This window comes from Stenotrophomonas daejeonensis, assembly GCF_001431505.1.
In the GTDB taxonomy this organism is placed as follows: Bacteria; Pseudomonadota; Gammaproteobacteria; order Xanthomonadales; family Xanthomonadaceae; genus Stenotrophomonas; species Stenotrophomonas daejeonensis.
The window spans coordinates 1-23,636 of sequence record NZ_LDJP01000011.1 but is presented as its reverse complement, the minus strand read 5'-3'; the positions used below and the strand labels follow the sequence as shown (position 1 = coordinate 23,636).

The window sequence follows — 23,636 nt, the reverse complement described above, 5'->3', positions numbered from 1 at the left end:
TCACCCTCCGAACAGCTTGCTGAAGAAGCCCTTCTTGTCCACGGTGGTGAAGCGCATCGGGCGCTCTTCGCCGAGGATGCGCCCCACGGCGTCTTCATAGGCTTGGCCGGCCGGCGATTCGGTGTCCAGGATCACCGGTTCGCCCTTGTTTGAGGCGTTGAGCACGTCGCCGGACTCGGGGACCACGCCGATCGCCTTCAGCCCCAGCACTTCCTCCACGTCGGTGATGCTGAGCATCTCGCCGCTCTCCACCCGCGCCGGGCTGTAACGGGTGAGCAGCAGGAAGGCAGGCACGCTCTTGCCGGCTTCGGCATTGGCGGTCTTGGAGTCGAGCAGGCCGATGATGCGGTCCGAGTCGCGCACCGAGGACACTTCCGGGTTCACCACCACCACCGCGCGGTCGGCGAAGTACATCGCCAGGAACGCGCCCTTCTCGATGCCGGCCGGCGAGTCGCAGATGATGAAGTCGAAGCCGTCGGCGGCCAGGTCCTTGAGCACCTTCTCCACGCCTTCCTTGTTCAGCGCGTCCTTGTCGCGGGTCTGCGAGGCGGCCAGCACGAACAGGTTGTCGAAGCGCTTGTCCTTGATCAGGGCCTGCTTCAGCGTGGCCTCGCCGTGGACGACGTTGACGAAGTCGTACACCACCCGGCGCTCGCAGCCCATGATCAGGTCGAGGTTGCGCAGGCCGACGTCGAAGTCGATGACGGCGACCTTCTTGCCGCGGCGCGCGAGGCCGCAGGCGATGCTGGCGCTGGAGGTGGTCTTGCCCACGCCGCCCTTGCCGGAAGTGACTACGATGATTTCAGCCAAAGGATTTCTCCTGAATGTTCGGGTGGGCCGCGTCAATCCAGCGCGGCGATCATGACCTGGTCCTGCTCCAGCCAGACCTGCACGGCCTTGCCGCGCAGGTTGTCGGGAATATCGTCCAGTACCTTGTAACGTCCCGCAATGGCGACCAGCTCGGCATGGAAGTCGCGGCAGAAGATGCGCGCGCCCTCGTTGCCCTTGGCGCCGGCCAGGGCGCGGCCCCGCAGCGTACCGTAGATGTGGATGCTGCCATCGGCGATGACCTCGGCGCCGGCACCCACCGTTGAGATGACAGTCAGGTCGCAGTTCTCGGCGTACAGCTGCTGGCCCGAACGCACCGTGCCCAGCTGCATGCGCCCGGGCTGCGGTGCGGCGGCCGGGGCGGGGGGCGGCGGTGCCGGTTCAGGTGCGCGGCGCGGCGGCGCGGCGGGCGCGGCGTCGATCGATTCGTATTGGGCGCGGAATTTGGCCAGCAGCGGCAGGCCCAACTGCACCGAGAGCTGCTCGATCTCGCTGGTGCCGTAGGCCAGCGCCACCGGCAGTACGCCGGCCTCGCGCAGGCCGTCCAGCAGGGCGCGCGCGGTGGCGGTGTCCGGGGTGTGGCTGAGGCCGCCGAAATCGAGGATCACCGCCGCGCGCCCGAACAACCTGGGCGCGCGGGCCACGCGTTCGCGCATTTCCTGGACCAGCCGCGCCACGTCGAGGGTGCGGATGCGCAGGTTGGCCACGCCCACCTGGCCGATCTTCAGTTCGCCTGCCTGTTCGTAATCCGGATTCGCTGCCATCTCAGGTTCCCGTCGGCCGCTGCTGCAGGGGCCGGCGTGCATGGCCCACCCACGGGACGTCGGGCAGGTTGTCGCCATAGGTCTCCTTTACCCATTCATGGCTGCACAGGTCCTTGAGCAGCATGCTGGTGCGCACGTCGACTTCCGGCATGGTGTTCTGCCCGACCTCGCGGAAGCCGAAGCTGCCGTGGAACAGCAGGGCGGCGTCGGCGCCGTGGTCGAGGAACACCTCGCAGGCCATCTGCGGGTAGCGCAGTTCGGCGTAGCTCTGCACGTCGGCATAGAACGCGCGGCCGACGCCACCGCCGCGGCGGCGGCTGGCGACCACGATGCGGTCGATGTAGAAGAAGCTGGGGTAGCGCTGCTGGAACCAGGCGAAGTTGCAGCTGTCGTGCGCGCTGTCGCTGCCGTAGCCGACCAGGAAGCCGGCCATGTTGCCGTCGCGCTCGGCGATACGGAAATACTCGGCGGTTTCGTAGAAGCGGCGGACCTTGGCGGCATCCAGCGGCAGGATGGCCAGGCCGGCGTTGTTGTTCAGTGCCAGGACGGAATCGAGCTCGTGCTCGCGCACGTCGCGGATGACGATCGACATTGTGACTCCGTGGGGTGAAACAGTCGGCCCCGGATGGGGGAAGGGGGCAGGGCGGCGATTATCGCATGGCCGGCCGGAGCCCGGCGAGCCATGACTTCCGTGGGAGGGCGCGCGCGCGCCGGGCTCCTTACCATGCACGCATGTTGGGAAAACTCAGTCATACCCGCGTCCTGCGCCTGGCCGGCCTGTTCACCTGGGCCATCGTCAGCCTGCCGCTGATCTACAGCCAGTACGCGCTGGACGAAGAAGCCGTGCCCGGCCGGCCGGGCGAGGAGCTGTGGCTGTTCGCGTTCTACGTGGCCTTCGGCGGCTGCTATTTCTGGCTGACCCGGCGGCTCAACAGCGGCGGCCACGCGCACTGGTACGACCGCCTGCTGCTGGTGGTGCTGACCATCTGCGCGCTGGCGGTGAGCTACCTCAACGGCTCGGGGCTGGGCAGCATCCTGCTGATGGTCGCGGCCGGGGTGATCCCGTGGCTGCTGCCGGTGCGGCTGGGCGTGTTCTGGTTGCTGGTGAGCCACTTGGCGGTGCTTCCGGTGTATTTCGCGCTGGGCTTCTCGCTGTTCGAGGCGCTGATGCAGTCGCTGCTGTACGGCGGTTTCTCGATGTTCATCTTCGTGACCAGCCTGGTCGCGCGGCAGCAGACCCAGGCCCGCGAGGAGCAGCGCCGGCTCAATGCCGAGCTGCGCGCCACCCGCCTGCTGCTGGCCGAGAGCGCCCGCGTCAACGAACGCACCCGCATCTCCCGCGAGCTGCATGACCTGCTCGGCCACCACCTGACCGCGCTGAGCCTGAACCTGGAGGTGGCCGGGCACATCACCGAGGGGCGGGCACAGGACCACGTGCGGCAGGCGCACACGCTGGCCAAGCTGCTGCTCACCGACGTGCGCGAGGCGGTCAGCCAACTGCGCGAGAGCGGCGCGATCGACCTGGCCGCGGCGCTGCGGCCGCTGGCCGAGCGGGTGCCCTCGCTGCACATCCACCTGGACATGGACGACCCGCTGAGCGTGGAAGACCCCGAGCGCGCCCACGTGCTGCTGCGCTGCACCCAGGAGATCATCACCAACGCCGTTCGTCATGCCGGCGCCCGCAATCTGTGGATAAAAGTGGGGCGAGAGCGCGAGCGCATCGTCATCGACGCGCATGACGATGGCATTGGCGGCGAGGTGGAGCGGATACTGCCCGGCAACGGACTGCGCGGCATGCGCGAACGGCTGGCCCAGCATGGCGGCGACCTGGACGTGTCGGCACCGCGCGGCGGGGGCTTCCGCCTTCGCCTGTGGCTGCCGGTGGCAACCAACATGATGCTGGCCTCCGGGCCACAAGGAGTGAACCGATGATCCGCGTCTGCCTGGTCGACGACCAAACCCTGGTGCGGCAGGGCATCCGCTCGCTGCTGGCGCTCGATGACGGCATCGAGGTGGTGGCCGAGGCCACCGACGGCCGCCAGGCGGTGGAGCTGATCCCCGAGGTGGCGCCGGACGTGGTGCTGATGGACATGCGCATGCCGGTGATGTCCGGGCTGGAGGCGCTGCAGACCCTGTCCCAGCGCGGCCAGCTGCCGCCGTCGATCATCCTGACCACCTTCGACGACGACCAGCTGGTGCTGGCCGGGCTCAAGGCCGGGGCCAAGGGCTACCTGCTCAAGGACGTGACCCTGGAGCAGCTGGTCGGCGCCATCCGCACCGTGGCCGAGGGCGGCTCGCTGGTGCAGCCGGCGGTGACCCAGCGCCTGCTGTCGGGGCTGGAGCACATGCGCAACGAATTCGTCAGCCTCGACCGCCCGGACCCGCTGACCGACCGCGAGACCGAGATCCTGCGGCTGATGGCCTCGGGCTTCTCCAACAAGGAGATCGCCAACTCGCTGGGCGTGGCCGAGGGCACCATCAAGAACCACGTCTCCAACATATTGAGCAAGCTGGGGGTGCGCGACCGCACCCGCGCGGTGCTCAAGGCGTTCGAGCTGCAGTTGGTCTGAACGGGCCGGCCGGAGGCGGAAACCGCCGCGGCCACGCTGCCGGGGCCGGGGTGATGCGTTACCCTTGGAACCCGTCGAGGAAGTTTCGCATCCGGCAGGGAAACCGGTGCGCCAATCCTGTCAACAACCCGCGCAAAGCCTGATAGGATGGGGGCTTCGCTTCAATCAACCCGGCCGTGGGATCGGCCCCGGAGACTCCTGAATGACCCGTATTATCGAGTTCCTGATCGCCTTGGGGATCGTGGCTGGCCTGTTCGTCCTCATCGGCGTGCTGCTGCCGGGCGAGCGTCACATCACCGAGAGCGTCGAGACCAACCGCAAGATGACGATCGTGTACGACACGGTCAACAGCCTGCGCCGCTTCAAGGATTGGAACCCGCTGGTGCTGCGCGATCCCGCCGTCGAGCTGACGCTCAAGGGTCCGGACGCCGGCAAGGGTGCGCGCCTGGAATTCAATTCGAAGAACGACGTACTGGGCCAGGGCAGTTGGGAGATCACCGACAGCGAGGAGAACCGGCGCGTCTCCATCGCCATCGAGGACCAGACCCGCGGCCATGACAAGGTGACCACCTTCACCCTGCAGCCGACCGGCAAGAACGACCGCAACGTCAAGATCACCCAGGACTACAGCGTCAAGTACGGCTTCGACCTGTTCGGCCGCTACGCCGGCCTGTACGTCAGCCGCCACATCGGCGACGACCTGAAGCTGGGCCTGTCGCGCATGGCCAACATGCTGGCCTCGGTGCCGAACGTGGACTACCGCGCCGCCGAAGCCCCGCTGACCGACCTGAAGATCGTGGACGTGCCGGCCGAGGACCTGCTGGCGGTCAACGCCGGCAACATCGACCGCAACAACGAGACCATCCGCAAGTCGATCCAGGACAACCAGGAGTGGATCAAGCGCGCGATGGAGGCCAACGGCCTGGAGGCCGCCGGCCCGGTGCGCATCGTCACCACCGACTTCGGCGCCGAGAAGTACGCCTTCGACGTGGTCCAGCCGGTCCGCAAGAAGAGCGCCGCCGACAAGGACAAGAAGGACGGCGACAAGGCCGACGCCGCCGAGGCTGCCCCGGTCGCCGCCGCCGATGGCGAGCTGAAGGTGAAGATCCCGGAAGGCAACCCGGCCACCTACAGCCACGTCGCGCCGCACCGTTCCGCGTTCGCGTCCTACACCGGCCACATGGCGGGCCTGGACGTGGCCCGCAACGCGCTGCGTGCGTGGGCGACCACCAACGGCAACGAGGTGACCGACCGCCCGTACGAATCGTGGACGGGCGGCGTGGACAAGGCGTTCACCACCGACGGCACCTACGACGTGTATTGGTCGATCAAGTAACCGACCGGTTGCGACGAATGCAGTGATCGACGAAAAACGCGCCGCCTCCTGCGGCGCGTTTTTCTTTGGCCCCCACCAAGGCCCGGCGGCGGGCCCCACACCCGCGCGGGCCCGGCCCGCGCCGCAAAAACCGAGGGAAGACGATGCTGGGTCTGGAACGGCGTGTACGCAAACCTTCGTTTCTGGCGTTCTGCGGCGCGTTGCTGGCCGCCGCCGCGGTGGCGCTGTCGGCCTATGCCGCGCATGGCGTCGGCGATCCCCTGCTGCAGTCCCGGCTGGAAACCGCCGCGCTGCACGCCTTCGGCCACGGCGTGGTGCTGGCGGTGCTGGGCCCGGCCTCGCTGAACGGCTTCGGGCGGGTGGCGCTGTACGTGCTGCTGCTGGGGGTGCTGCTGTTCTCCGGCAGCGTGGCCGGCGGCGTGCTGATGGGCTGGCCGACCACGCTGGCCCCGGCCGGTGGCATGGCGATGATCGCCGGCTGGCTGCTGTTCGCGCTGGGCTCGCTGCGGCGGTAACGCGGCGATGCCCCGTTACGCGCGCGGATTCGACGTCGGGCAGGCGCTGGCGCACCTGCAGCGCCGCGACCGGCGGCTGGCCGCCTGGATGCGCCGGCTGGGGCCGCTGGAAGCCCCGGCGGGCTGGCGCCGTCCGTTCGACCCGGTCGATGCGTTGGCGCGCGCGATCCTGTTCCAGCAGCTCAGCGGCAAGGCCGCCTCGACCATCGTCGGGCGGGTGGAGGCGGCCATCGGCAGCCCGCGCCTGCATGCCGACACGCTGGCCCGCATCGACGACGCCGGCCTGCGTGCCTGCGGCGTCTCCGGCAACAAGGCGCTGGCGCTGCGCGACCTGGCCCGGCGCGAGCAGGCCGGGGAGATTCCCTCGACCCGGCAGATGGCGTGGATGCACCACGACGCCATCGTCGAGGCGTTGGTCCCGATCCGCGGCATCGGCCGCTGGACGGTGGAGATGATGCTGATGTTCCGGCTCGGGCGGCCGGACATCCTGCCGGTCGACGACCTCGGCATCCGCAAGGGCGCCCAGCGCGTGGACGGCGTCGACGCGATGCCCACGCCGAAGGAACTGCAGGCCCGCGGCGAACGCTGGGGGCCGTACCGCACCTGGGCCAGCCTGTACCTGTGGCGGATCGCCGATGCCGCCGACGCCGGTGGCGCGAAGACCAATCGTTCGCAGGATTGATTTCCGGAGCAGGAGCTGATGACGGTGCTTTCCCGTACCGCGTGGAATGGCCTTCTGTTTCGTAGGTACCGGGCTTCACCGGGAAGGTTTCATGCTGGGGCAAGCCCCGCGTCTACAAGATTGCTTCGTAGGTACCGGGCTTGCCCGGCACGGCTTCACCGGGAAGGCTCCATGCGGGGCAAGCCCTGCATCTACAAGGTGCCTGAAGAACCCCGATTCGGTCCCGGCGGGTTACAGCCGATAGCGGTGCAGGTAGTCCAGATGCTTCCTGCCGGGCGCGGATTGCGTGTATTCGCCCTTGTCGCTCCATGACGCGGTATGGCCGATGCCGCACTCGGCCAGCAGGTATTCGAGCAGGCCATCGTGCGGGCACAGGTACCACTGCCCCGCATGCGGGAAGCATAGCCACAACCCGCGGTGGCGGTATTTGCGCGCCACACCCATGCGGCTTTTCAGCTGCACGCGCAGGAAGGTGCGGCCGTCGATGTGCTGGGCGATGAAATCGGCGCCCTGCCAGTCGTCGCTCAGGCGCAGGGTGACGTAGCCGTAGTCGGCCAGCCGCGCAGAGACTTTCTGGAAGTTGTGGTTCTCGCGCTGGCGGCTGTTGAGCGCGGCATAGGCCACCGGTTCGAGGGGAACATGCGCTTGCCGTTGCGCCATCGCCGCGGCGATGCGCGACAGGCGTTGCATCAGGCGTTGCAGGCGGCCATCGGCGAGCAGGGCGGCATGGTGGCCTGCGTTGAAGCGTTCGCCACGCTCGCACCAGGTCAGCAGCGGGCGCAGTTCGGCCAGCGTGGCGTCTTCGATCCGCTGCGGGTCGTCGATGGCTTTGCCCGCGGCGGCCGGGTCGTAGCCGGTGTCGCACCACGGCGGGCATGCCAGCAGGGCGAAGAAGGCGCCTGCCGCTTCGTGCCGGGGCGCGTGGTGCAGTGCCTGCCACGCCGCCAGCAGGGTCTCGATGTCGGCCAGTCCGGGCAGGCCGCCCTCAGCCACGGAAACACCAGTGCCACGGTTCGTGGACGATGCCGTGCGGGTTGTCGCGCGGGTAGCTCAGGTGGAAGCCGAGTTCGCCCGCGCGGCGTTGCAGCCAGGCGAAGGCCGGGGTGCGCTCGAAGGATTCCTCCGCGGGCGGCTCGCCCGGCGTGCCGATGTCCAGCGCATTGCCGCCGTGGTGCTCGCTGTAGCCCGGCGCGGCGTTGACGGTGAGGATCGCGGCCACGTCCAGGCCGCGGGCGAGCTTGCGTTCGAAGATGCCCAGTTGGTAGGCGTGGCTGCGGTAGCCGGAGATCGCGTCCAGCGCGATGCCGTCGATTGCGGCGGCCGCATGCAGGCGCTGCCATGCGCGCGCGGCGCCGCGGGTGAGCCACAGCGGGCGGCGGTAGCGGTCGAAGCCGGCCAGTTGCAGGCATGCTGGCTCGGCGACCAGCGGCAGGCCGGTCTGCGCGGCATAGGCGCTGGCATCCAGCCCGAGCCGGTCCAGCCGCTGCTGCAACCCGTCCAGCGGCAGCGGACCGGAGGGCGGGGGCATGCGCGCCGGTTGCGACAGCCGGGCATCGAGCAGCGCCAGTGCCGGTTCGACGCCGGGCTCTTCGGGCAGGCGCGTGACCAGCGGCATCAGACCACCGCGCAGTTGCACGGCCAGGTAGCGGCCGTCGCGCTTGCGCCGCAGCACGTGGCTGGCGCGGGCGAGCAGGCGCGCGTCGTGGTTGCTGCGCGCGCGCAGCAGGCCGCCGGGCCAGAGTTCGATGTCGGGGGTGTTGAGCAGCAGGTGCGGGGCGTTGCGCATGGAGGCAGCTTGGGGCATCGATGCGGGGCTGTCTAATGCTTGAACGGCGTTCGCTGATTTGCCCGCGCGATGGGGTCTGCGGCGGCCGCCCGGCACGTAGGTCGGGGTTACATCCCCGACGGCGGGATGCACGAGGCGAGGGCGCGGAGCGTCGGGGGCGTGGCCCCGACCTACGCCAGGCGTTTCAGGTCGTCGAGCAGGGCGCGTGGCTGCTCCGGCGAAAGCAGCAGCATCGCGCCGCCGCGCAGGGGCAGCACCACCACGCGGCTGCGGTCGGTGAGCAGGCAGAATGCCTTGGCGCCGCCGCGCATGCGGAAGTGGCCGGACTGGAAGCCGGGCATGCCGAAACCGTTGGTCTTGAAGCCGGGGCGGTATTCGTGGTGTTCGGCCAGGTCGACCACGCGCGCCTGTTCCAGCCGCAATTCGGAAACGTCCACGCGCTTGCGGTAGAAGGTCGAAACCACGTCCAGCTGCCGGCCCTGCACGTTGATGCGGCGGCGGTTGAAGGCCCATTGCAGGACGATGCCTACCACCGGCAGGTGCGCCAGCACCAGCCAGATGCCGGGCGGCACGGGCGGATTGCGCCATGCGCTGGCAAGGGTCAGGCCGCAGGCCAGCAATAGCGGCAGCCATATCCACAGCAGCAACCACGGTGAAGCGGGAGCAACGGCGTAGGACTTCGATGTGGACGCGGTGGTCATCGGCTCGGGTCTTCCTTGTGGTCAGGGTGTGCCGCTGCCAAGCAACGGCATCAGCACGTGCAGCACGAGGTCGGCGCTGAAGTGGGCGAGCATGGCCATCTCCAGCCCGCGCCGCCAGTACAGCCAGCCGCAGGCGATGCCGACCACCGCATTGAGGGCGAGGGTGCGCAGCACGACGACGGTATCCAGCCCCCAGATGTGCGCCGCCGCCGGCAGGTGGCCGACGCCGAACAGCAGCGCGGCAAGCAGGATCGCCAGCCAGAACGTGGCGTTGCCGGGCATGCGGCCGCGCACGCGGGCGACCAGCCAGAGCAGCAGCGTCATCAGGAACAGCCGCAGTTGCAGCTCTTCGACGATGCCGCCGTAGAACGAGGCCAGCAGGCCGTTCAATGCCGAGGCCGCGGCATCGGCGTGCGCCGGCGGGTTGCGCATGGTCGGCAGCAGCGGGTCGATCCATTGGCTTGCCAGTACCACCAGCAACGCCATTGCCGCACCCAGCGCGACCGCCAGCCACGGCTGCGGGCGCGGCCGTGCCGCAGCCGGCGTGCCGCCCAGCCATGCCTGCAGCAGCGGTGCGCCGAGGCCGATACGGTGCCCCATCCGCAGGCCCAGCAACGACATGCCGCCGAGCAGCACCAGCGCCTGCAGCGACTGCGCCACGACCACCACCGGCAAGGGCAGTGGAATCCGTGCCAGCTTGTCCGGCATCAACTGCAGCAGGTAGGGGAACAGCGCGGCGGTGGCCAGCGCCGCGGCCAGCCCCAGCACGCCGGCCAGCTTCAGGTCGGGTTTCCACGGTGCGGGCGAGGACGGGGTCATTGCCGTTCCTTCACCCAGTTGGCGATGTCGTCGAGCAGCGTGGCGTCCACGTGGCCGGGTTTCTGGTATTCGTCCAGCGTGCCCTTGCCTTCGCCGGCGATGCCGAGGTGGTTGAGCGCCGGGTAGCGATGGAAGCGGTAGCGCGGGCCTTGCAGGCCCTGTTGCCAGCGTTGCCAGTCGGCGTCGACCACCTGGAAGTCACGGCCGCCTTGCAGCAGCAGGACCGGCAGTTGGCTGTCGCGCGCATCGGCGACGGGATCGACTTTTTCCAACTGCTGCCAATAGCGCCCGGGCAGTTCCAGCAGCCTGGCTTCGGGGTCGTGGCGCACCTTGGTGATGGCGGCGTCGAGCGCATCCAGATGCGCCTGTTCCGTGGCGCTGATGCTGCCGTCGAGATTGGCGAGGTAGCGGTTCTGTTCGCCGAGCAGGTCGAGGATCGGGCGCGCGGGCGCGGCCAGCAGGATCAGCCCGGCCACTTCGCCGTGGCTGTTGCGGGCGATGCGGCCAGCGAGCAGGCCGCCCTGGCTGTGGCCGATCACGTAGACGTGCCTGCGGTCGACATGGGGGTTGCCGACGAGCGCGGCGACCGCGGCGACGGCATCGTCGGTGGTTTCGTCGTCAATGCCCGATTCGCTGGTGAAATCCTGCGGTCGGGCCTGCGTGCGCTTGTCGTAGCGCAACGTGGCGATGCCGTGCGCGGCAAGGCCGCGCGCGATGTCGAGGAACGGACGGTTGGCGCCGATGGTTTCGTCGCGGTCCTGCGGGCCGGAGCCGTGCACCAGCACGATGGCCGGGAACGGACCTTGTCCCTTGGGTACGGTGAGCGTGCCCGGCAGCCCCGGCTTGCCCGAGGCGGGCGCGGGCAGGGTGAGGTCCTGCTCGGTGAAGGGCGCATCGGCAGGCGCGACGGGTGGCGGGGGCGGCGCCGGTTGCACCATGAAGCCGGCGATGCGGTCGTCCCTGTCCAGCACCACGCGTGCCAGCACGTCGCCGTGGGCGTAGTGCAGCGGGACGGCCACGATGCGGAAACCATCGGCCTCGCTGGTCGTCGCCTCGCCGCGGCTGCCGGCCGCGCCCAATTGCGCGGGTAGCGACTCCCACACGGCCTTGAGCTTGTCGGCGGGCACGGCGGTCTTCATCTGCGGCGAGAACGACGCCTCGGCGGCGGCGTACTGGCCGGCGTCGAGCTGGTCGAGCAGGCGCGTGGCCAGCGTGGTGGGGGCGTCGGTGGCGGACGCCGTGGCCGAAACCATCATCGCCGCGGCGGCGAGCCATGCCTGCATCCGCTTCATCTCAGGCTTCCTTCTTGAACAGCAGGGTCGGCGAGGAATAGCCGGGCATGGAATGCACCACGTTGACCAGCTCCCAGCCCTGCCGGCCGTGCTTGTCCAGTTCCTCCTGCAGCGTCTCCATCTTGAAGCCGCCGAACACGCTGGTGTTCACTTTGACGACGAGGTACTTCCATTGCTTGTTCATGGCTCTTCCCTTGGCTCGGTTTTCGGTTTGGGCAGGCGCCCGGCCTTGCGCAGCGCGTCGCGCAGCACGTATTCGATCTGCGCGTTGAGGCTGCGCAGCTCGTCGTCGGCCCAGTGTTGCGCCGCCGCCAGCACCTCGGCATTGATGCGCAGCGGGTAGGCCTTTTTCTCGCTCACCTGCGCGGTGCTCCGCCGTTGCCGCGGCGCAGGTGCAGCACCATCGACACCGCCAGTGCGTTGACCGCCACCGCGAAGCCGATGCCGATGGCCAGCGCCGCGCTGCGGTTGCCGCCGGAGAAATACAGCGCGATCGCGGCGATGAAGCTGCACAGCGCGATCAATGCCCAGCGCAGCCCGGTGCCGCGTGCGTGGGCGCTGCCGTCGCGGCCGCTCCATGCGGCGATGCCGAGCGCCGGCACGCCGGTGAGGGCGATGACCAAGGCGGCGATCACTTCATTGCCCATGCGCGGCGTTCCCGTGGTTGCGGCCTGCCTGCCGGTGCCGGCGGCGGCGCGCGCCGATGGCGACGGCGGGGATGATGAAGACGACGGTGGCGGGATGGGCGGGATTCACGGCCTTGCTCCTGTCGGGGCGGGGGTCAGTACAGCGAGCCGGTGTTGACCACCGGCTGGGTGCCGCGGTCCGAGCACAGCACGGTGAGCAGGTTGCCGACCATCTGCGCCTTGCGTTCCTCGTCCAGCTCGACCACGCCGCTGCGCTGCAGTTCGGCCAGCGCCATCTCGACCATGCCCACCGCGCCGGCGACGATGCGCTGGCGCGCGGCGATCACCGCGTTGGCCTGCTGCCGCTGCAGCATCGCCTGCGCGATTTCCGGGGCGTAGGCGAGGTGGCTGATGCGCGCGTCGAGCACCTGCACGCCGGCGTCGGCCAGGCGCTCGGCCAGTTCGTCCTTCAGGTGCTGGGAGATCTCGCTGGCGTGGCTGCGCAGCGCCAGCTGGCCTTCCTCGTGCTGGTCGTAGGGGTAGCTGGTGGCCATCGCGCGCAGCGCCGATTCAGACTGGATGTGCACGAAGCTCTCGTAGTCGTCGACGTTGTAGACCGCCTCGGAGGCGTCCACCACCTGCCACACGATCACCGCGGCGATCTCGATCGGCGAGCCGTCCAGCTCGTTGACCTTGAGCTTGCCGCTCTCGAAGTTGCGCACCCGCTGGCTGACCTTCTTCTTGCTGAAGAACGGGTTGTTCCAGCGCAGGCCGTTGTCCTTGACCGTGCCGGTGTACTTGCCGAACAGGCTCAGCACCGCGGCCTGGTTGGGCTGGACCATGTACAGGCCGGTGACGGTGAAGATGCCCAGCGCCACCAGCACGATGCCGGCGATGGCCGACAGGCCGCCGGCGCCGTGGGCGGCGGCCAGGACCAGCGCGCCGGCACCGGCCAGCATCAGGACGATTGCGCCGAGCAGGGTGGGGATGCCGGGCAGGGAACCGAGGGCTTTCTCTTTCATGGCGCGTCTTCCGTGGTGGTTGCGATAAAAGATATCAAATTGATATCAATGTGCAAGAGGGGTGTGGCGGGGACCGGCGGCTAGAATGTGCGGCCCCGTCCCTGCCCCGGATCCGCCCGATGACCTCGCTTGGTACCCCGCTGTCGCCTTCCGCCACCCGCGTGCTGCTGCTTGGGTCGGGCGAGCTGGGCAAGGAAGTGGCGCTCGAACTGCAGCGTTTCGGCGTGGAAGTCATCGCCGCCGACCGCTATGCCGACGCCCCGGCGATGCAGGTGGCGCACCGCAGCCACGTGCTCGACATGCTCGATGGCGCCGCGGTGCGCGCACTGGTCGAGCGCGAGCGCCCGCACATCGTGGTGCCGGAGATCGAGGCGATCAGCACCGCCACGCTGGAGGAACTTGAAGCCGAGGGCGCGACCCGGGTGATCCCCACCGCGCGCGCGGCGCGGCTGACGATGGACCGCGAGGGCATCCGCCGGCTCGCCGCCGAAACCCTCGGCGTGCCGACCTCGCCCTACCGCTTCGTCGATACCGAGGCCGAGTACCGCGACGCGGTGGCGGCCATCGGCCTGCCGTGCGTGGTCAAGCCGGTGATGTCGTCCTCGGGCAAGGGCCAGAGCACGGTGCGCAGCGAGGCCGACATCGCCCCGGCGTGGGCCTACGCGCAGACCGGCGGCCGCACCGGCGCCGGCCGCTGCATCGTCGAGGGCTTCATCGACTTCGACTACGAGATCACCCTGCTGACCGTGCGCCATGCCGGTGGCACGTCGTTCTGCGATCCCATCGGCCACCTGCAGCAGGACGGCGACTACCGCGAAAGCTGGCAGCCGCAGCCGATGTCGGCCGAGGCGCTGCAACGCGCGCAGGCCGTGGCGCGCGCCATCGCCGACGATCTCGGCGGCTGGGGCGTGTTCGGCATGGAGTTCTTCGTGAAGGGGGACGAAGTGTGGTTCAGCGAAGTCTCGCCGCGCCCGCACGACACCGGGCTGGTGACGCTGGCCTCGCAGGAGCTGAGCGAGTTCGCGCTGCACGCGCGCGCGATCCTCGGCCTGCCGATCCCGCACATCCGCCACAACGGCCCTTCGGCCTCGTGCGCGCTGCTGGCGCAGGGGTACGGCGTGCCGTTCTTCGACGGCATCGACGCCGCGTTGCGTGCGCCGGACACCGCGCTGCGCCTGTTCGGCAAGCCGGTGGTGGAAGGCCACCGCCGGGTCGGCGTCACCCTCGCGCGCGCGGCCGACGTGGAGCAGGCGCGTGCGATCGCCCGCGAGGCGGCCGCGGCCATCGGCATCGAATTGCGCTGATGGTGGACGCTGGCTGACCGTGGCCCAGCGAAGGCTTTTCCTTCTCCCTCTGGGAGAAGGTGCCCCGAAGGGGCGGATGAGGGTTCGGGCGAAGCCTCGTGCAGTCAAACACCGCGAAGGCTTCGCCCGAACCCTCTCCCCAACCCCTCTCCCAAGGGGAGAGGGGCTTTGGCCGGGCAGGCTCCGCTCTACGACGGCGGGTTCAAGGGACGGGCCGACTCAATCCACGTCCACCCATACCAGGTGGTGGTCGCTGCCATCGGCGATCCCGGCTTCGGGGTTGCCATCGGCCGGCCAGAACACGCCGCTGCCGAGGTGGCTGAAGCCGGCTGACGGCAGCACGTAGTCCAGCCGCAGCGTGCCCGAGCGCGGGCCGAAATCACCGGTGGCCTGCCGCGGGGCGCCGCGCCGGGCCACGCCCTTTTCCGCATGGGCCAGGCTGGTCTGTTCGGCGCCGGTGCTGGTGGGCGTGGGGTAGCGCAGCACGCGCGGGTGTTCGAGCAGTTCGAGGATGGCCTCGTGGCGGCCGTCGCCATCGACCGGGTCGTTGTTGAGGTCGCCGACGATCACGAAGCGCGCATCGGCGGCCAGCCCGCCGCAGCGGCCCCGGTCGTCGCACAGCCACGGCTTGTCGCCGCCGTCCAGGTATTCCTTCCACAGCCGCAGCTCGTCGTGGTTGCGCGCGACGTTGCGCTTTTCCGGGCCGTTGAAGGCCGGTGGCGTGGGATGCGAGGCCAGCACGTGCAGGGTGCCCAGCGGGGTCTGCACCGGCACGTCCCAGTGCGACTTCGACGACAGCCGCAGCTGCGACCACACCGCATCGCTCCAGAACGGCTGGCCGCTGGCCGGGTCGAGCGGGCGCACCGCGTTGGGCAGCGCGCTCCATTTCAGCAGCCGGAAGCTGCGCACCGCGGCGTCGTCGATGGGGTAGCGCGACAGCAGCAGCATGCCGTACTGGCCGGGGTGCAGGCCGTAGCCCCACGCATCGTTGCCGTGCGCGCGGCCTTCGCCGCCGACCGTGCCGTCGTTGTCGATGTCCAGCCCGCTCGGCACGCCGGTGTTGACCGGCGCCAGGTAGCGGTAGGCGTAGTGCAGCGGTTCGCCGCCGCCGGGCTGCGCGGTTTCCAGGTAGCGGCGCTGGAACAGGTCGGCGGCGCGGTGGGCGTCGTCGTAGTCGAATTCGTTGAGCAGCACCAGGTCCGGGCGCACCTGCTGCAGCACCGCGGCGATCTTGCGTGCGTGCGCGCTGTCGCCCTGCAGTTCGCGGATCAGGCCGCCGGCCTCGTCCGAATACAGCGAGGTGTTGTAGGTGGCCAGCCGCAGGCGGGACGTCGCCGGGGCGTCGCTTGGCGTGGCGGTGGGAGTGCTGGTGCAGGCGGCGCAGAGCATGGACAGGGCCAGGAGCAGGATGTGCTTGTTCATGCCGGCATTCTCGCATCGGCATGATGAAGCCGTCATGGCAGGGGCCATGACCTCGGCGCAACCGGCGATGAACGCCGGGGGCGTAGCCCCGGCCTACCGGGCCGCGGTGTCTTCCCGCCAATGGCGGCCGTCGAAATATTCCAGCGGCCGGTAGCGGCGCTTGTAGTCCATCTTGCGGTGGCCGTCGATCCAGTAGCCCAGGTACAGGTGCGGCAGGCCGGCACGCTGTGCCCAGGCGATCTGCTGCAGGATCGCGAGCGTGCCCAGCCCGCGCGCCTGTTCGTCCGGGTCGAAGAAGGTGTAGACCGCCGACAGGCCCAACGGGGTGACGTCGGTGACGGCCACCGCCAGCAGCCGGCCCTGTGCACCGTGCGTGCGGATTTCGAGGAAGCGCCCGTGCGACCAGCGGCCGACGAGGAACTGGTCGAACTCGTGCGGGCCGTGGTCGTCCATGCCGCCGTTGGCATGGCGCGCGGCGAGGTAGCGCTGGTACAGCGCGAACTGCTCGTCGCTGCGCTCGGCCGGCAGCACGCGGCAATCGAGGTCGGCGTTGCGGGCCAGGCAGCGGCGCTGGCTGCGGTCGGGCATGAAGCGCGCCACCGGGATGCGCACCGGCACGCAGGCGCGGCACTGCTGGCAATGCGGGCGGTAGACCAGGTCGCCGGAGCGGCGGAAGCCCCAGCCCAGCGCCATCGGGTACAGCTCGCCGAGGCGGCTGTCCTGCGGGTCGAGCACCAGGTCGCGCGCCTGCCGCTCGGGGAAATAGCCGCAAGGGTGCTCGCCGGTCTGGAACAGGCGCAGTTCTTCGTTGGAGTCGCCGTGCAAAGCCATGCGCGCAAGCATAGCCGCCCGTGGTCGCAGTACCTGCGCCTGTCCGGTTGATGAATGCGCCCGCCGCGCGGTCAACGCCGGCACCGGTGGCGCGTTGATGTCAACGAGGCGCAGGTACTGCGACCTTTCGTCCACTACAGGAGCCACCCCATGACCCACCGCAAATCCCTGATCCTGCTGGCCGTGCTGCTGGCGACCTCCACCACCGGCGTTGCGCTGGCCGCCGCCACCGCACCGCAGCCGAAGCCCGCCATGCAGCGGCCGGACGCCAATGGCGACGGCGTGGTCGACCGCCAGGAGGCCGCCGCGCAGCCGTGGCTCGCGCAGCGCTTCGACGAGCTGGACAAGAACAAGGACGGCAAGCTCTCGCGCGACGAACTGCCGCGCTGGCACGCGCGCGGCGGCGACGGCCACCGCGGCATGGGCCGCCATCACCGCGGCCATCGCGGCGAAGGCTTCATGCCGATGATGGACAGCGACCATGACGGCCGCATCAGCGCCGCCGAACACCAGGCCTTCTTCGAGCGCATGGACGTCAACAAGGACGGCTACATCGACCGTGCCGACCGCGAGGCCCGTGCCAAGCAGCGCCGCGACGAATGGTTCGTTAACGCCGACACCGACAAGGACGGCAAGCTGAGCCAGGCCGAGCTGGATGCCGCCCGCGCCAAGGCTGGCCCGCGCGGTCCGCGTGCGCCGGCGCCGGTCGCGAAGTAAGCGGGAGGAAACAGCCCCTCCCACCTTGCAGGTGGGAGGGGCTGGCTTGCGGAGTCGAGCCATCGATCACGGGTCGGGGTTACCTCCCCGACAGAGGCATGCCGATGTCCCGTGCGTCGGGGGTGTAACCCCGACCTGCGCCTGGTCGCGGTACCGAAGCTACAACCGCCCGGCATTGTGCAGCGCGTGCAGCAGGCAGGTCCCCGCCACCAGCGTGCTGGCCACCACCGCCGGTTTGCCGATCACCCATGCGTATCCGCGACGGCGCCGGGCGTTGTCGGCGCGGGCGAGGATCGGGTCCATGATCCGCGGCAGCGTGACCAGGTACTGGTAGTTGACGATGGAGATGCCGATGGCGAAGGTCGCGAGCGTCGCCTGCCAACCCGGGGTGAGCACCACCGCGAGCATGATGCAGAACAGCATCGTCGTGCCGGTCGTCATGTTGAGGAGCATGAAGCGCTGCACCTGCGCGCGCTCGCGGGCACCGGCGCAGAAGCGCACCAGATACCACCAGGTCAGGCCATAGCCGACGACGCCACCGAGCACGCCGCCGAGCATGCCCAGCAGGACCGCCGGATGATCGGTGAGGTGCTGGACGATCGCGCCCAGCGAACCGCCGGCGATGCCGCCGGTGATGCCACCGGTGCCGAGCTTGCCGAGGCCGCCGCCGAGCACGCCCGAGCCGATCACGGTGGCGGCGCTGGCCACCGGGGTCGCGCCGACCAGCGCGCCGACCACCACCAGCGCGAATGCCGCCGACGGCGCGCTGCCGCGCGCGAATTCGCCGAAGCGCTTGAGCATTTCCTCGCGCACCGTGGCGCGGGCGCGCGACAGGCGCTTGCGCACCGCCGCGTCGCTCAGGCCCAGCAGCGCGGCCACCTGCTGCGAGCTTTGTCCTTCGCGGTAGAACAGCAGCAAAGTTTCGCGGCTGTCTTCGGGCAGGGTGGAAATGATTTCCTCGGCGGCCAGTTCTTCCTCTACCCGTGCCATCGCCTCGGCGGCGCCGGGCGCGGGATCGGCGGCCATGCCGATGGCGATTTCGGCCGCCTCGCCGCTGAGCGGCCGGTTGCGGTTGGCGCGCAGCCAGTCGCGGGCGAGGTTGCGGGTGATCTGCCGCAGCCAGGGCAGGAAGCTGGCCGCGTTGTTGAGCTGGTTGAGCTGCTGCCAGGCCTTGATGAAGGCCTCCTGGGCGATGTCCTCGCTGGCCTGCACGTCGCGGGTGATGGCCAGCGCGATGGCGGTGACAGTGTTCTGGCAGGCCACGACGATGCGGCCGTAGGACTGCGTGCAGCCACCGCGGGCGGCAGGCAGTTCGCGATGCAGCATGGATTCGAGCGTCGTGGCGGTCATGCAGCAGCTCCCGTGTGGATGCAGGCCATGACGAAGGCCGCCAGCGGATGTGACCGGTAGTGCCGGCCGCTGGCCGGCAACCCCGCATGCCTGCCATTCCGTAGATGCGGGGCTTGCCCCGCATGAAGCTTTCCCGGCCAAGCCCCGCGCCGGGAAAGCCCGGCACCCGCATGACCATCGTGCAGATGCCGGCCAGCGGCCGGCACTACCTTAGTTCGCGGGCTGCACGCGCACGCGGAAATCGTCGTCGTCCTGCGCTGGTTGCACCTGCTGCGCCGGCTCGGGCACCGGCGGCACCGGCGCGGCGCGGTGGCGCAGCACCATCATCAGGACCAGTCCGGCGATCACCAACAGCAGCGCGATGCGGATGCGCCATGCCCAGCGGCGGCCGTTGCCTTCGCCCGGCGCTTCGCGGAAGGCGTATTCGGCGACCGGATGGTCGCGGCGGGTGGTGTCGAGCAGGCGTGCGTCGCGCAGGATTTCGCGCGCGCGGGTCTGGTCGTCGGCGCGCACGACCCACACCGTCGGCAATTTGTCATCGCCCAGCGTGTTGTCGAGGTAGCTGAACTGGCCGCGGCGCTTGCTGTGGTAGGAGCGGCCATTGGTGAGGCGCACCTCGATGCCGGCCTCGCGCAGCATCTGCGCCACGCCTTCGGCATTCTCCACGCGCTGGCTGCTGAAGATCTTGCGCATGCCTCAGTCCTTGTCGCCGGGGGCGACGCGGATCAGGCCTTCCTGCGCGGTACTGGCCACCAGCACGCCGTCGCGGGTGAAGAACTGGCCGCGCGCCAGCCCGCGCGAATCCTGCGCGCTGGGGCTGTCCAGCGAATACAGCAGCCAGTCGTCCACGCGGAACGGGCGGTGGAACCAGATGGCGTGGTCGAGCGAGGCCATCTGCACGTGCGGCTGGTAGTAGCTGATGCCGTGCGGGAAGGTGGCCGTGCCGAGCAGATGGAAATCGGAGGCGTAGGCCAGCAGCGCCTGGTGCAGCTCCGGTGCCTCGCCGACCCGCTCGCTCAGGCGCATCCACACCTGGTGGTATGGCGGGCGCTTGGTCGGGTTGAGTTCGTCGCGCAGGCTTTCGCCGGGAGCGATGACGTGGCGGAACTCGAACGGGCCGCCGCGCGAGAGCCAGCGCTGCACCTTCACCGGCAGCCGTTCCAGCACCTCGGGCGCCAGCGGGCGGTTGGGCTCGATGTCCTCCGGCTGCGGCACCTCCGGCATCTTGTGCTGGTGCTCGGCGCCGCGCTCGGCCTGCTGGAACGAGGCCGCGCAGAAGAAGATCACCTTGCCGTGCTGGATCGCGGTGACCCGGCGCACCGAGAAGCTGCCGCCGTCGCGGGTGCGGTCCACGTCGTAGACGATGGGGTGGTCGATGTTGCCGGCGCGCAGGAAATAGGCATGCAGCGAATGCACGTGGCGGCCGTTGTCGACCGTGGCCTGGGCGGCGGCCAGCGCCTGCCCCAGCACCTGCCCGCCGAACACGTACTTGGTGCCGATGTCGCGGCTCTGGCCGCGGAACAGGTTGTCTTCCAGCCGCTCCAGCGACAGCAGGTCGATCAGTTCGGGGACCACGGGTTCGGGATGGGCGGACAAGGGGGCGGGCCTGATTTCGACAGGCCGCGATTATAGCGGGCGGTGCCGGGCGGGCTGCTGCGAGGGACAAGGCCCTGCCCGTAGGAGCGCACCTTGGTGCGCGATGGGGCTATGCCGGGAAAGCTTCATCGCGCACCAAGGTGCGCGCCTACGGAAATTCAGGCTTTCCCGAGCTTCGCCGCCAGCGCCTGCAACGCCGCCTGCGCATCGGCCGAATACCAGGCCTCGACGAAGCGCTCCAGCTGGATGTGCTCGGGCTGCATGGCCTCGTGCAGGTCGGCGCGGGCGATGGCGCGGGTCTGCAGCATCGGCTGGCGCGGCAGCTTCAACTGCGCCTGCAGCCAGGCGATGGCCTGTTCGACCACGTTGCCGGCGCCATCGGCCAGTTCGTCCACCAGCCCGATCTCCAGCGCGCGCTCGGCGCTGACCAGTTGCCCGCCGGCCAACAGCACGCCGGCGCGGTGCATGCCGACCACCCGCCGCAGCAACCGCTGGATGCCCTCCGGCGCCACCAGCCCCACCTGCACCTCGTTCAGGCCGATCACGTAGGGCTTGGCCTGGTCGACGCTGCGCGCCATCACCCGGTAGTCGCAGCACAACGCCAGCACGCAGCCGCCGGCCGGGGAGTGCCCGGTGAGCGCGGCCACCACCGGGATGCGGCTTTCGGCCAGCGTGCGCGCCGCGCCGAAGAAGGCCTGCCAGCTGTCGAGCAGCTTGTGCTTGTCCTCGCCGTGGCGCAGCAGGTAGGGCACGTCCATGCCGCCGGTGAAGATGCGCTCGCTGCCGGACAGCACCACGCCCTGCACGTCCTCGGCCATGCACTGGTTGAGCGTGGCGATCAGCGCCCGGCACAGTTCGGTATCGAGCGCGTTGACCGGCGGCCGCGCCAGCCGCAGTTCGCGGATGGGGCCGTGGTTGATCGTGTCGATGAGCGTTGTCATGCTGCGGCCTCGGATACGGCAGGGAGTCGATGTTTCGATGATAACCAAACCATTCGCGTGCGTACTGTTGATGTCGGTGGCCTCGGTGATGGCGGCCCCGGCGCAGGCGGCGGAGGCTGCGTGCGTGCGTTTCAGCGACGGCTGGATCCGTTTCCCGGCGATGGCGCACATGGCCGGCGGCTTCGGCCGCATCGACAACGCCTGCAAGGCGGAGGTGGCGGTGACTTCGGTACGCAGCGAAGCGTTCGCGGACGTGTCCCTGCACGAGACGACGCTGGTCGATGGCGTCAGCCGCATGCGCGAAGTGGAACGCCTGCCGGTGGCGGCCGGGCAGCATGCCGAACTCAAGCCCGGCGGCCTGCACCTGATGCTGATGGATGGCAAGGCGGCGTTGCAGGAGGGCCAGCGCGTGCCGGTGGTGCTGGGCCTGTCCGACGGCACCGAGGTGCGCGGCGAACTGGTGGTGCGCAAGCCCTGATGCTTGTACAGGCGGGTAGGTCGGGGCCATGCCCCCGACGAGCATGAACCCCAGGCGTCGGGGGCGTAGCCCCGGCCTACGCGGTAAAATGCGCGGATTCCCACTTCCGCGCCCGTCATGACCGTCCGTACCCGCTTCGCCCCCAGTCCCACCGGCTACCTGCACATCGGTGGCGCCCGCACCGCGCTGTACTGCTGGCTGGAGGCCCGCCACCGCGGCGGCGAGTTCGTGCTGCGCATCGAGGACACCGACCGCGAGCGCAGCACCCAGGCAGCGATAGACGCCATCCTCGAAGCGATGGACTGGCTGGGCCTGGACTACGACGAAGGCCCGGTCTACCAGACCCACCGCGTCGCCCGCTACAAGGAAGTGGCCGAGCAACTGCTCGCCGCCGGCAAGGCCTACTACGCCTACGAAACCCGCGAGGAACTGGACGCGATGCGCGAGGCGGCGATGGCAAAACAGGAAAAGCCGCGCTACAACGGCGCCGCGCGCGAGCTGAACCTGCCGTACCGCGACGACCCGAACCGCGTCATCCGCTTCAAGAACCCGCAAGGCGGCAGCGTGGTGTTCGACGACCTGATCAAGGGCCGCATCGAGATCGCCAACAGCGAGCTCGACGACATGGTGATCTTCCGCCCGGACGGCTACCCGACCTACAACTTCGCGGTGGTCGTCGATGACTGGGACATGGGCATCACCGAGGTCATCCGCGGCGACGACCACATCAACAACACCCCGCGCCAGATCAACATCTACGAAGCGCTGGGCGCGGCGGTGCCGAAGTTCGGCCACATGCCGATGATCCTCGACGAGGCCGGCGCCAAGCTGTCCAAGCGCACCGGCGCGGCCGACGTGATGCAGTACAAGGACGCCGGCTACCTGCCCGAGGCGCTGCTGAGCTACCTGGCGCGGCTGGGCTGGTCGCATGGCGATCAGGAAATCTTCAGCCGGCAGGAGCTGATCGACCTGTTCGACGTCACCAACTGCAATTCCAAGGCCTCGCGGCTGGACATGGCCAAGCTGGGTTGGGTCAACCAGCACTTCCTGAAGAGCGAAGATCCGGCTTCCATCGCACCGCAATTGGTCTATCAGCTGGAAAAGCTGGGGCTGGACGTGGCCGCCGGCCCGGCCCCGGCCGACGTGGTCGTCGCCCTGCGCGAGCGCGTGCAGACCCTGAAGGAGATGGCCGAGAAGGCGGTGGTCTGGTACCAGCCGCTTACCGAATACGACGAAGCCGCCGTCGCCAAGCACTTCAATCCCGGCGCGGACGTGGCGCTGGGCAAGGCGCGCGAGCTGCTGGCCGCGTTGCCGCAGTGGACCGCCGAAGCGGTCGGCGTGGCGCTGCACGACACCGCCGCCGCACTGGAAATCGGCATGGGCAAGGTCGCCCAGCCGCTGCGCGTGGCGATCACCGGCACTCAGGTCAGCCCGGACATTTCCCACACCGTGTACCTGGCCGGGCGCGAGGAAGCCTTGAAACGCATCGACGCCGCACGCATCAAGGTAGCGAACGCCTGATTGCCGGGAGGCCGCCATATGACCGAGCACGAGCACGCCTGCACCGCCCCCCATCACCACGTCGACGACGCGGCGGATTTCATCGCGGTGGTCGAACGGGTGTGCCGCGAGCGCGGCCTGCGGCTGACGCCGATCCGCGCCAACGTGCTGCGGCTGATCGCCGAGGCCGGCAAGCCGGTCAAGGCCTACGAGCTGCTGGAGCTGGTGCGCGAAGGCAAGGGCGTGGGCGCCGACGCCCCGCCCACGGTGTACCGCGCGCTGGATTTCCTGATGGCCAACGGCTTCGTGCACAAGCTGTCGTCGGTCAACTCCTTCGTCGCCTGCCACCACCCCAGCAGCAACCAGCACTCGGTGCCGTTCCTGATCTGCGACCGCTGCCACAGCGCGGTGGAACTGGAGGACCGCGACATCGTCCGCCAGCTCGAAGCCCGCGCCCGCGAGCTGGGCTTCAAGCCGCAGGCGCAGACGCTGGAAGTGCACGGCCTGTGCGCGGAGTGCGCGGGGTAGCTGCTCTCTCCTTCTCCCTCCGGGAGAA

28 protein-coding genes are annotated in these 23,636 nt (G+C 69.5%); 10 read left to right on the top strand and 18 right to left on the bottom strand.

The features are described from left to right. The 3 genes from minD to ABB34_RS02320 are packed head-to-tail and all read right to left on the bottom strand — an operon-like array spanning nt 1 to nt 2,184. Nucleotides 1-810 carry a septum site-determining protein MinD gene (minD, locus tag ABB34_RS02330; RefSeq protein WP_057639631.1) on the bottom strand — a complete coding sequence of 270 codons (810 nt, stop codon included), beginning with the start codon at nt 808-810 and terminating at the stop codon, nt 1-3. A 32-nt stretch (nt 811-842) separates the two neighbouring features. Continuing rightward, nucleotides 843-1,634 (bottom strand): septum site-determining protein MinC, encoded by a 792-nt coding sequence (gene minC / locus ABB34_RS02325; RefSeq protein WP_057639630.1) that lies wholly within the window; start codon nt 1,632-1,634, stop codon nt 843-845. Further along, nucleotides 1,594-2,184, bottom strand: coding sequence for a GNAT family N-acetyltransferase (locus ABB34_RS02320; protein ID WP_057639629.1), 591 nt, complete (start codon nt 2,182-2,184; stop codon nt 1,594-1,596). The genes minC and ABB34_RS02320 overlap by 41 nt, the downstream gene beginning before the upstream one ends. 140 nt (nt 2,185-2,324) lie before the next feature. On the opposite strand from ABB34_RS02320, the gene ABB34_RS02315 reads away from it, so the two are divergent. The 5 genes from ABB34_RS02315 (at nt 2,325) to ABB34_RS02295 (ending at nt 6,695) form a co-directional block, all read left to right on the top strand. Next, nucleotides 2,325-3,524, top strand: a complete 1,200-nt coding sequence (locus ABB34_RS02315) for a sensor histidine kinase (RefSeq protein WP_057639628.1) — start codon at nt 2,325-2,327, stop codon at nt 3,522-3,524. After that, entirely contained in the window at nt 3,521-4,162 is a 642-nt protein-coding gene (locus ABB34_RS02310; RefSeq protein ID WP_057639627.1) for a response regulator, read from the top strand. The genes ABB34_RS02315 and ABB34_RS02310 overlap by 4 nt, the downstream gene beginning before the upstream one ends. A gap of 202 nt (nt 4,163-4,364) precedes the next feature. Beyond that, the gene (locus ABB34_RS02305) at nt 4,365-5,498 is read left to right on the top strand and encodes a polyketide cyclase (protein ID WP_057639626.1); all 1,134 of its coding nucleotides are present in this window, start codon (nt 4,365-4,367) and stop codon (nt 5,496-5,498) included. Between the two features lie 143 nt (nt 5,499-5,641). Next, entirely contained in the window at nt 5,642-6,013 is a 372-nt protein-coding gene (locus ABB34_RS02300; RefSeq protein ID WP_057639625.1) for a DUF423 domain-containing protein, read from the top strand. A 7-nt stretch (nt 6,014-6,020) separates the two neighbouring features. Beyond that, nucleotides 6,021-6,695, top strand: a complete 675-nt coding sequence (locus ABB34_RS02295; RefSeq protein WP_057639624.1) for a DNA-3-methyladenine glycosylase family protein — start codon at nt 6,021-6,023, stop codon at nt 6,693-6,695. 231 nt (nt 6,696-6,926) lie between these two features. Here ABB34_RS02295 and ABB34_RS02290 read toward each other — a convergent pair whose 3' ends face one another. From ABB34_RS02290 to ABB34_RS02250, 9 genes are all read right to left on the bottom strand, one after another. Next, the gene (locus ABB34_RS02290; RefSeq protein ID WP_057639623.1) at nt 6,927-7,688 is read right to left on the bottom strand and encodes a DUF6508 domain-containing protein; all 762 of its coding nucleotides are present in this window, start codon (nt 7,686-7,688) and stop codon (nt 6,927-6,929) included. Then, nucleotides 7,681-8,481: a M15 family metallopeptidase gene (locus ABB34_RS02285; protein WP_057639622.1), complete on the bottom strand. Its 801-nt coding sequence runs from the start codon at nt 8,479-8,481 to the stop codon at nt 7,681-7,683. Before ABB34_RS02285 ends, ABB34_RS02290 begins: the two co-directional genes overlap by 8 nt. Before the next feature lie 170 nt (nt 8,482-8,651). Next, nucleotides 8,652-9,182, bottom strand: coding sequence for a PH domain-containing protein (locus ABB34_RS02280; protein WP_057639621.1), 531 nt, complete (start codon nt 9,180-9,182; stop codon nt 8,652-8,654). 21 nt (nt 9,183-9,203) lie between these two features. Further along, complete coding sequence (locus ABB34_RS02275; protein ID WP_057639620.1) at nt 9,204-10,001, bottom strand: CPBP family glutamic-type intramembrane protease; 798 nt, start codon at nt 9,999-10,001, stop codon at nt 9,204-9,206. Continuing rightward, on the bottom strand, nt 9,998-11,293 hold the full coding sequence (locus tag ABB34_RS02270; RefSeq protein WP_057639619.1) for an alpha/beta hydrolase: 1,296 nt from the start codon (nt 11,291-11,293) through the stop codon (nt 9,998-10,000). Before ABB34_RS02270 ends, ABB34_RS02275 begins: the two co-directional genes overlap by 4 nt. Nucleotide 11,294: 1 nt before the next feature. Continuing rightward, on the bottom strand, nt 11,295-11,477 hold the full coding sequence (locus ABB34_RS02265) for a DUF4177 domain-containing protein (protein ID WP_057639618.1): 183 nt from the start codon (nt 11,475-11,477) through the stop codon (nt 11,295-11,297). Beyond that, nucleotides 11,474-11,653 carry a type II toxin-antitoxin system antitoxin gene (locus tag ABB34_RS02260; protein WP_057639617.1) on the bottom strand — a complete coding sequence of 60 codons (180 nt, stop codon included), beginning with the start codon at nt 11,651-11,653 and terminating at the stop codon, nt 11,474-11,476. The genes ABB34_RS02265 and ABB34_RS02260 overlap by 4 nt, the downstream gene beginning before the upstream one ends. Further along, nucleotides 11,650-11,940, bottom strand: coding sequence for a hypothetical protein (locus tag ABB34_RS02255; protein ID WP_057639616.1), 291 nt, complete (start codon nt 11,938-11,940; stop codon nt 11,650-11,652). The genes ABB34_RS02260 and ABB34_RS02255 overlap by 4 nt, the downstream gene beginning before the upstream one ends. Nucleotides 11,941-12,074: 134 nt before the next feature. Beyond that, nucleotides 12,075-12,941: an SPFH domain-containing protein gene (locus tag ABB34_RS02250; protein ID WP_057639615.1), complete on the bottom strand. Its 867-nt coding sequence runs from the start codon at nt 12,939-12,941 to the stop codon at nt 12,075-12,077. Nucleotides 12,942-13,060: 119 nt separating this feature from the next. Here ABB34_RS02250 and purT point away from each other — a divergent pair, with 119 nt between their 5' ends. Continuing rightward, nucleotides 13,061-14,245, top strand: coding sequence for a formate-dependent phosphoribosylglycinamide formyltransferase (gene purT, locus ABB34_RS02245; protein WP_057639614.1), 1,185 nt, complete (start codon nt 13,061-13,063; stop codon nt 14,243-14,245). 219 nt (nt 14,246-14,464) lie between these two features. Here the strand turns inward: purT and ABB34_RS02240 are convergent, their stop codons facing one another. Together ABB34_RS02240 and ABB34_RS02235 are read right to left on the bottom strand one after the other, a co-directional pair. Then, nucleotides 14,465-15,667 carry an endonuclease/exonuclease/phosphatase family protein gene (locus ABB34_RS02240; RefSeq protein ID WP_057639613.1) on the bottom strand — a complete coding sequence of 401 codons (1,203 nt, stop codon included), beginning with the start codon at nt 15,665-15,667 and terminating at the stop codon, nt 14,465-14,467. A 93-nt stretch (nt 15,668-15,760) separates the two neighbouring features. After that, nucleotides 15,761-16,498 carry an arginyltransferase gene (locus ABB34_RS02235; RefSeq protein ID WP_057639612.1) on the bottom strand — a complete coding sequence of 246 codons (738 nt, stop codon included), beginning with the start codon at nt 16,496-16,498 and terminating at the stop codon, nt 15,761-15,763. A gap of 150 nt (nt 16,499-16,648) precedes the next feature. On the opposite strand from ABB34_RS02235, the gene ABB34_RS02230 reads away from it, so the two are divergent. Further along, entirely contained in the window at nt 16,649-17,215 is a 567-nt protein-coding gene (locus ABB34_RS02230) for an EF-hand domain-containing protein (RefSeq protein WP_057639611.1), read from the top strand. A gap of 159 nt (nt 17,216-17,374) precedes the next feature. Here the strand turns inward: ABB34_RS02230 and ABB34_RS02225 are convergent, their stop codons facing one another. From ABB34_RS02225 to ABB34_RS02210, 4 genes are all read right to left on the bottom strand, one after another. Beyond that, complete coding sequence (locus ABB34_RS02225) at nt 17,375-18,565, bottom strand: RNA polymerase sigma factor (RefSeq protein WP_057639610.1); 1,191 nt, start codon at nt 18,563-18,565, stop codon at nt 17,375-17,377. A 210-nt stretch (nt 18,566-18,775) separates the two neighbouring features. Further along, the gene (locus ABB34_RS02220) at nt 18,776-19,258 is read right to left on the bottom strand and encodes a putative signal transducing protein (RefSeq protein ID WP_057639609.1); all 483 of its coding nucleotides are present in this window, start codon (nt 19,256-19,258) and stop codon (nt 18,776-18,778) included. Nucleotides 19,259-19,261: 3 nt separating this feature from the next. Next, entirely contained in the window at nt 19,262-20,161 is a 900-nt protein-coding gene (tesB, locus tag ABB34_RS02215) for an acyl-CoA thioesterase II (protein ID WP_057639608.1), read from the bottom strand. A gap of 158 nt (nt 20,162-20,319) precedes the next feature. Further along, nucleotides 20,320-21,102, bottom strand: coding sequence for an enoyl-CoA hydratase/isomerase family protein (locus tag ABB34_RS02210; protein ID WP_057639607.1), 783 nt, complete (start codon nt 21,100-21,102; stop codon nt 20,320-20,322). A 37-nt stretch (nt 21,103-21,139) separates the two neighbouring features. On the opposite strand from ABB34_RS02210, the gene ABB34_RS02205 reads away from it, so the two are divergent. From ABB34_RS02205 to ABB34_RS02195, 3 genes are all read left to right on the top strand, one after another. Continuing rightward, complete coding sequence (locus tag ABB34_RS02205; protein WP_057639606.1) at nt 21,140-21,580, top strand: copper chaperone PCu(A)C; 441 nt, start codon at nt 21,140-21,142, stop codon at nt 21,578-21,580. A gap of 117 nt (nt 21,581-21,697) precedes the next feature. Continuing rightward, the gene (gltX, locus tag ABB34_RS02200; protein ID WP_057639605.1) at nt 21,698-23,101 is read left to right on the top strand and encodes a glutamate--tRNA ligase; all 1,404 of its coding nucleotides are present in this window, start codon (nt 21,698-21,700) and stop codon (nt 23,099-23,101) included. An 18-nt stretch (nt 23,102-23,119) separates the two neighbouring features. Further along, on the top strand, nt 23,120-23,608 hold the full coding sequence (locus ABB34_RS02195) for a transcriptional repressor (protein ID WP_057639604.1): 489 nt from the start codon (nt 23,120-23,122) through the stop codon (nt 23,606-23,608). Nucleotides 23,609-23,636: the final 28 nt, after the last annotated feature.

Coding starts and splice junctions, on each gene's coding strand:
- minC (WP_057639630.1), bottom strand. CDS start 1,634: ATGCACGCCGGCCCCTGCAGCAGCGGCCGACGGGAACCTGAGATGGCA.
- ABB34_RS02320 (WP_057639629.1), bottom strand. CDS start 2,184: ATGTCGATCGTCATCCGCGACGTGCGCGAGCACGAGCTCGATTCCGTC.
- ABB34_RS02315 (WP_057639628.1), top strand. CDS start 2,325: ATGTTGGGAAAACTCAGTCATACCCGCGTCCTGCGCCTGGCCGGCCTG.
- ABB34_RS02310 (WP_057639627.1), top strand. CDS start 3,521: ATGATCCGCGTCTGCCTGGTCGACGACCAAACCCTGGTGCGGCAGGGC.
- ABB34_RS02305 (WP_057639626.1), top strand. CDS start 4,365: ATGACCCGTATTATCGAGTTCCTGATCGCCTTGGGGATCGTGGCTGGC.
- ABB34_RS02300 (WP_057639625.1), top strand. CDS start 5,642: ATGCTGGGTCTGGAACGGCGTGTACGCAAACCTTCGTTTCTGGCGTTC.
- ABB34_RS02295 (WP_057639624.1), top strand. CDS start 6,021: ATGCCCCGTTACGCGCGCGGATTCGACGTCGGGCAGGCGCTGGCGCAC.
- ABB34_RS02285 (WP_057639622.1), bottom strand. CDS start 8,481: ATGCGCAACGCCCCGCACCTGCTGCTCAACACCCCCGACATCGAACTC.
- ABB34_RS02280 (WP_057639621.1), bottom strand. CDS start 9,182: ATGACCACCGCGTCCACATCGAAGTCCTACGCCGTTGCTCCCGCTTCA.
- ABB34_RS02275 (WP_057639620.1), bottom strand. CDS start 10,001: ATGACCCCGTCCTCGCCCGCACCGTGGAAACCCGACCTGAAGCTGGCC.
- ABB34_RS02270 (WP_057639619.1), bottom strand. CDS start 11,293: ATGAAGCGGATGCAGGCATGGCTCGCCGCCGCGGCGATGATGGTTTCG.
- ABB34_RS02265 (WP_057639618.1), bottom strand. CDS start 11,477: ATGAACAAGCAATGGAAGTACCTCGTCGTCAAAGTGAACACCAGCGTG.
- ABB34_RS02255 (WP_057639616.1), bottom strand. CDS start 11,940: ATGGGCAATGAAGTGATCGCCGCCTTGGTCATCGCCCTCACCGGCGTG.
- ABB34_RS02250 (WP_057639615.1), bottom strand. CDS start 12,941: ATGAAAGAGAAAGCCCTCGGTTCCCTGCCCGGCATCCCCACCCTGCTC.
- purT (WP_057639614.1), top strand. CDS start 13,061: ATGACCTCGCTTGGTACCCCGCTGTCGCCTTCCGCCACCCGCGTGCTG.
- ABB34_RS02240 (WP_057639613.1), bottom strand. CDS start 15,667: ATGAACAAGCACATCCTGCTCCTGGCCCTGTCCATGCTCTGCGCCGCC.
- ABB34_RS02235 (WP_057639612.1), bottom strand. CDS start 16,498: ATGGCTTTGCACGGCGACTCCAACGAAGAACTGCGCCTGTTCCAGACC.
- ABB34_RS02230 (WP_057639611.1), top strand. CDS start 16,649: ATGACCCACCGCAAATCCCTGATCCTGCTGGCCGTGCTGCTGGCGACC.
- ABB34_RS02225 (WP_057639610.1), bottom strand. CDS start 18,565: ATGACCGCCACGACGCTCGAATCCATGCTGCATCGCGAACTGCCTGCC.
- ABB34_RS02220 (WP_057639609.1), bottom strand. CDS start 19,258: ATGCGCAAGATCTTCAGCAGCCAGCGCGTGGAGAATGCCGAAGGCGTG.
- ABB34_RS02210 (WP_057639607.1), bottom strand. CDS start 21,102: ATGACAACGCTCATCGACACGATCAACCACGGCCCCATCCGCGAACTG.
- ABB34_RS02205 (WP_057639606.1), top strand. CDS start 21,140: ATGATAACCAAACCATTCGCGTGCGTACTGTTGATGTCGGTGGCCTCG.
- gltX (WP_057639605.1), top strand. CDS start 21,698: ATGACCGTCCGTACCCGCTTCGCCCCCAGTCCCACCGGCTACCTGCAC.
- ABB34_RS02195 (WP_057639604.1), top strand. CDS start 23,120: ATGACCGAGCACGAGCACGCCTGCACCGCCCCCCATCACCACGTCGAC.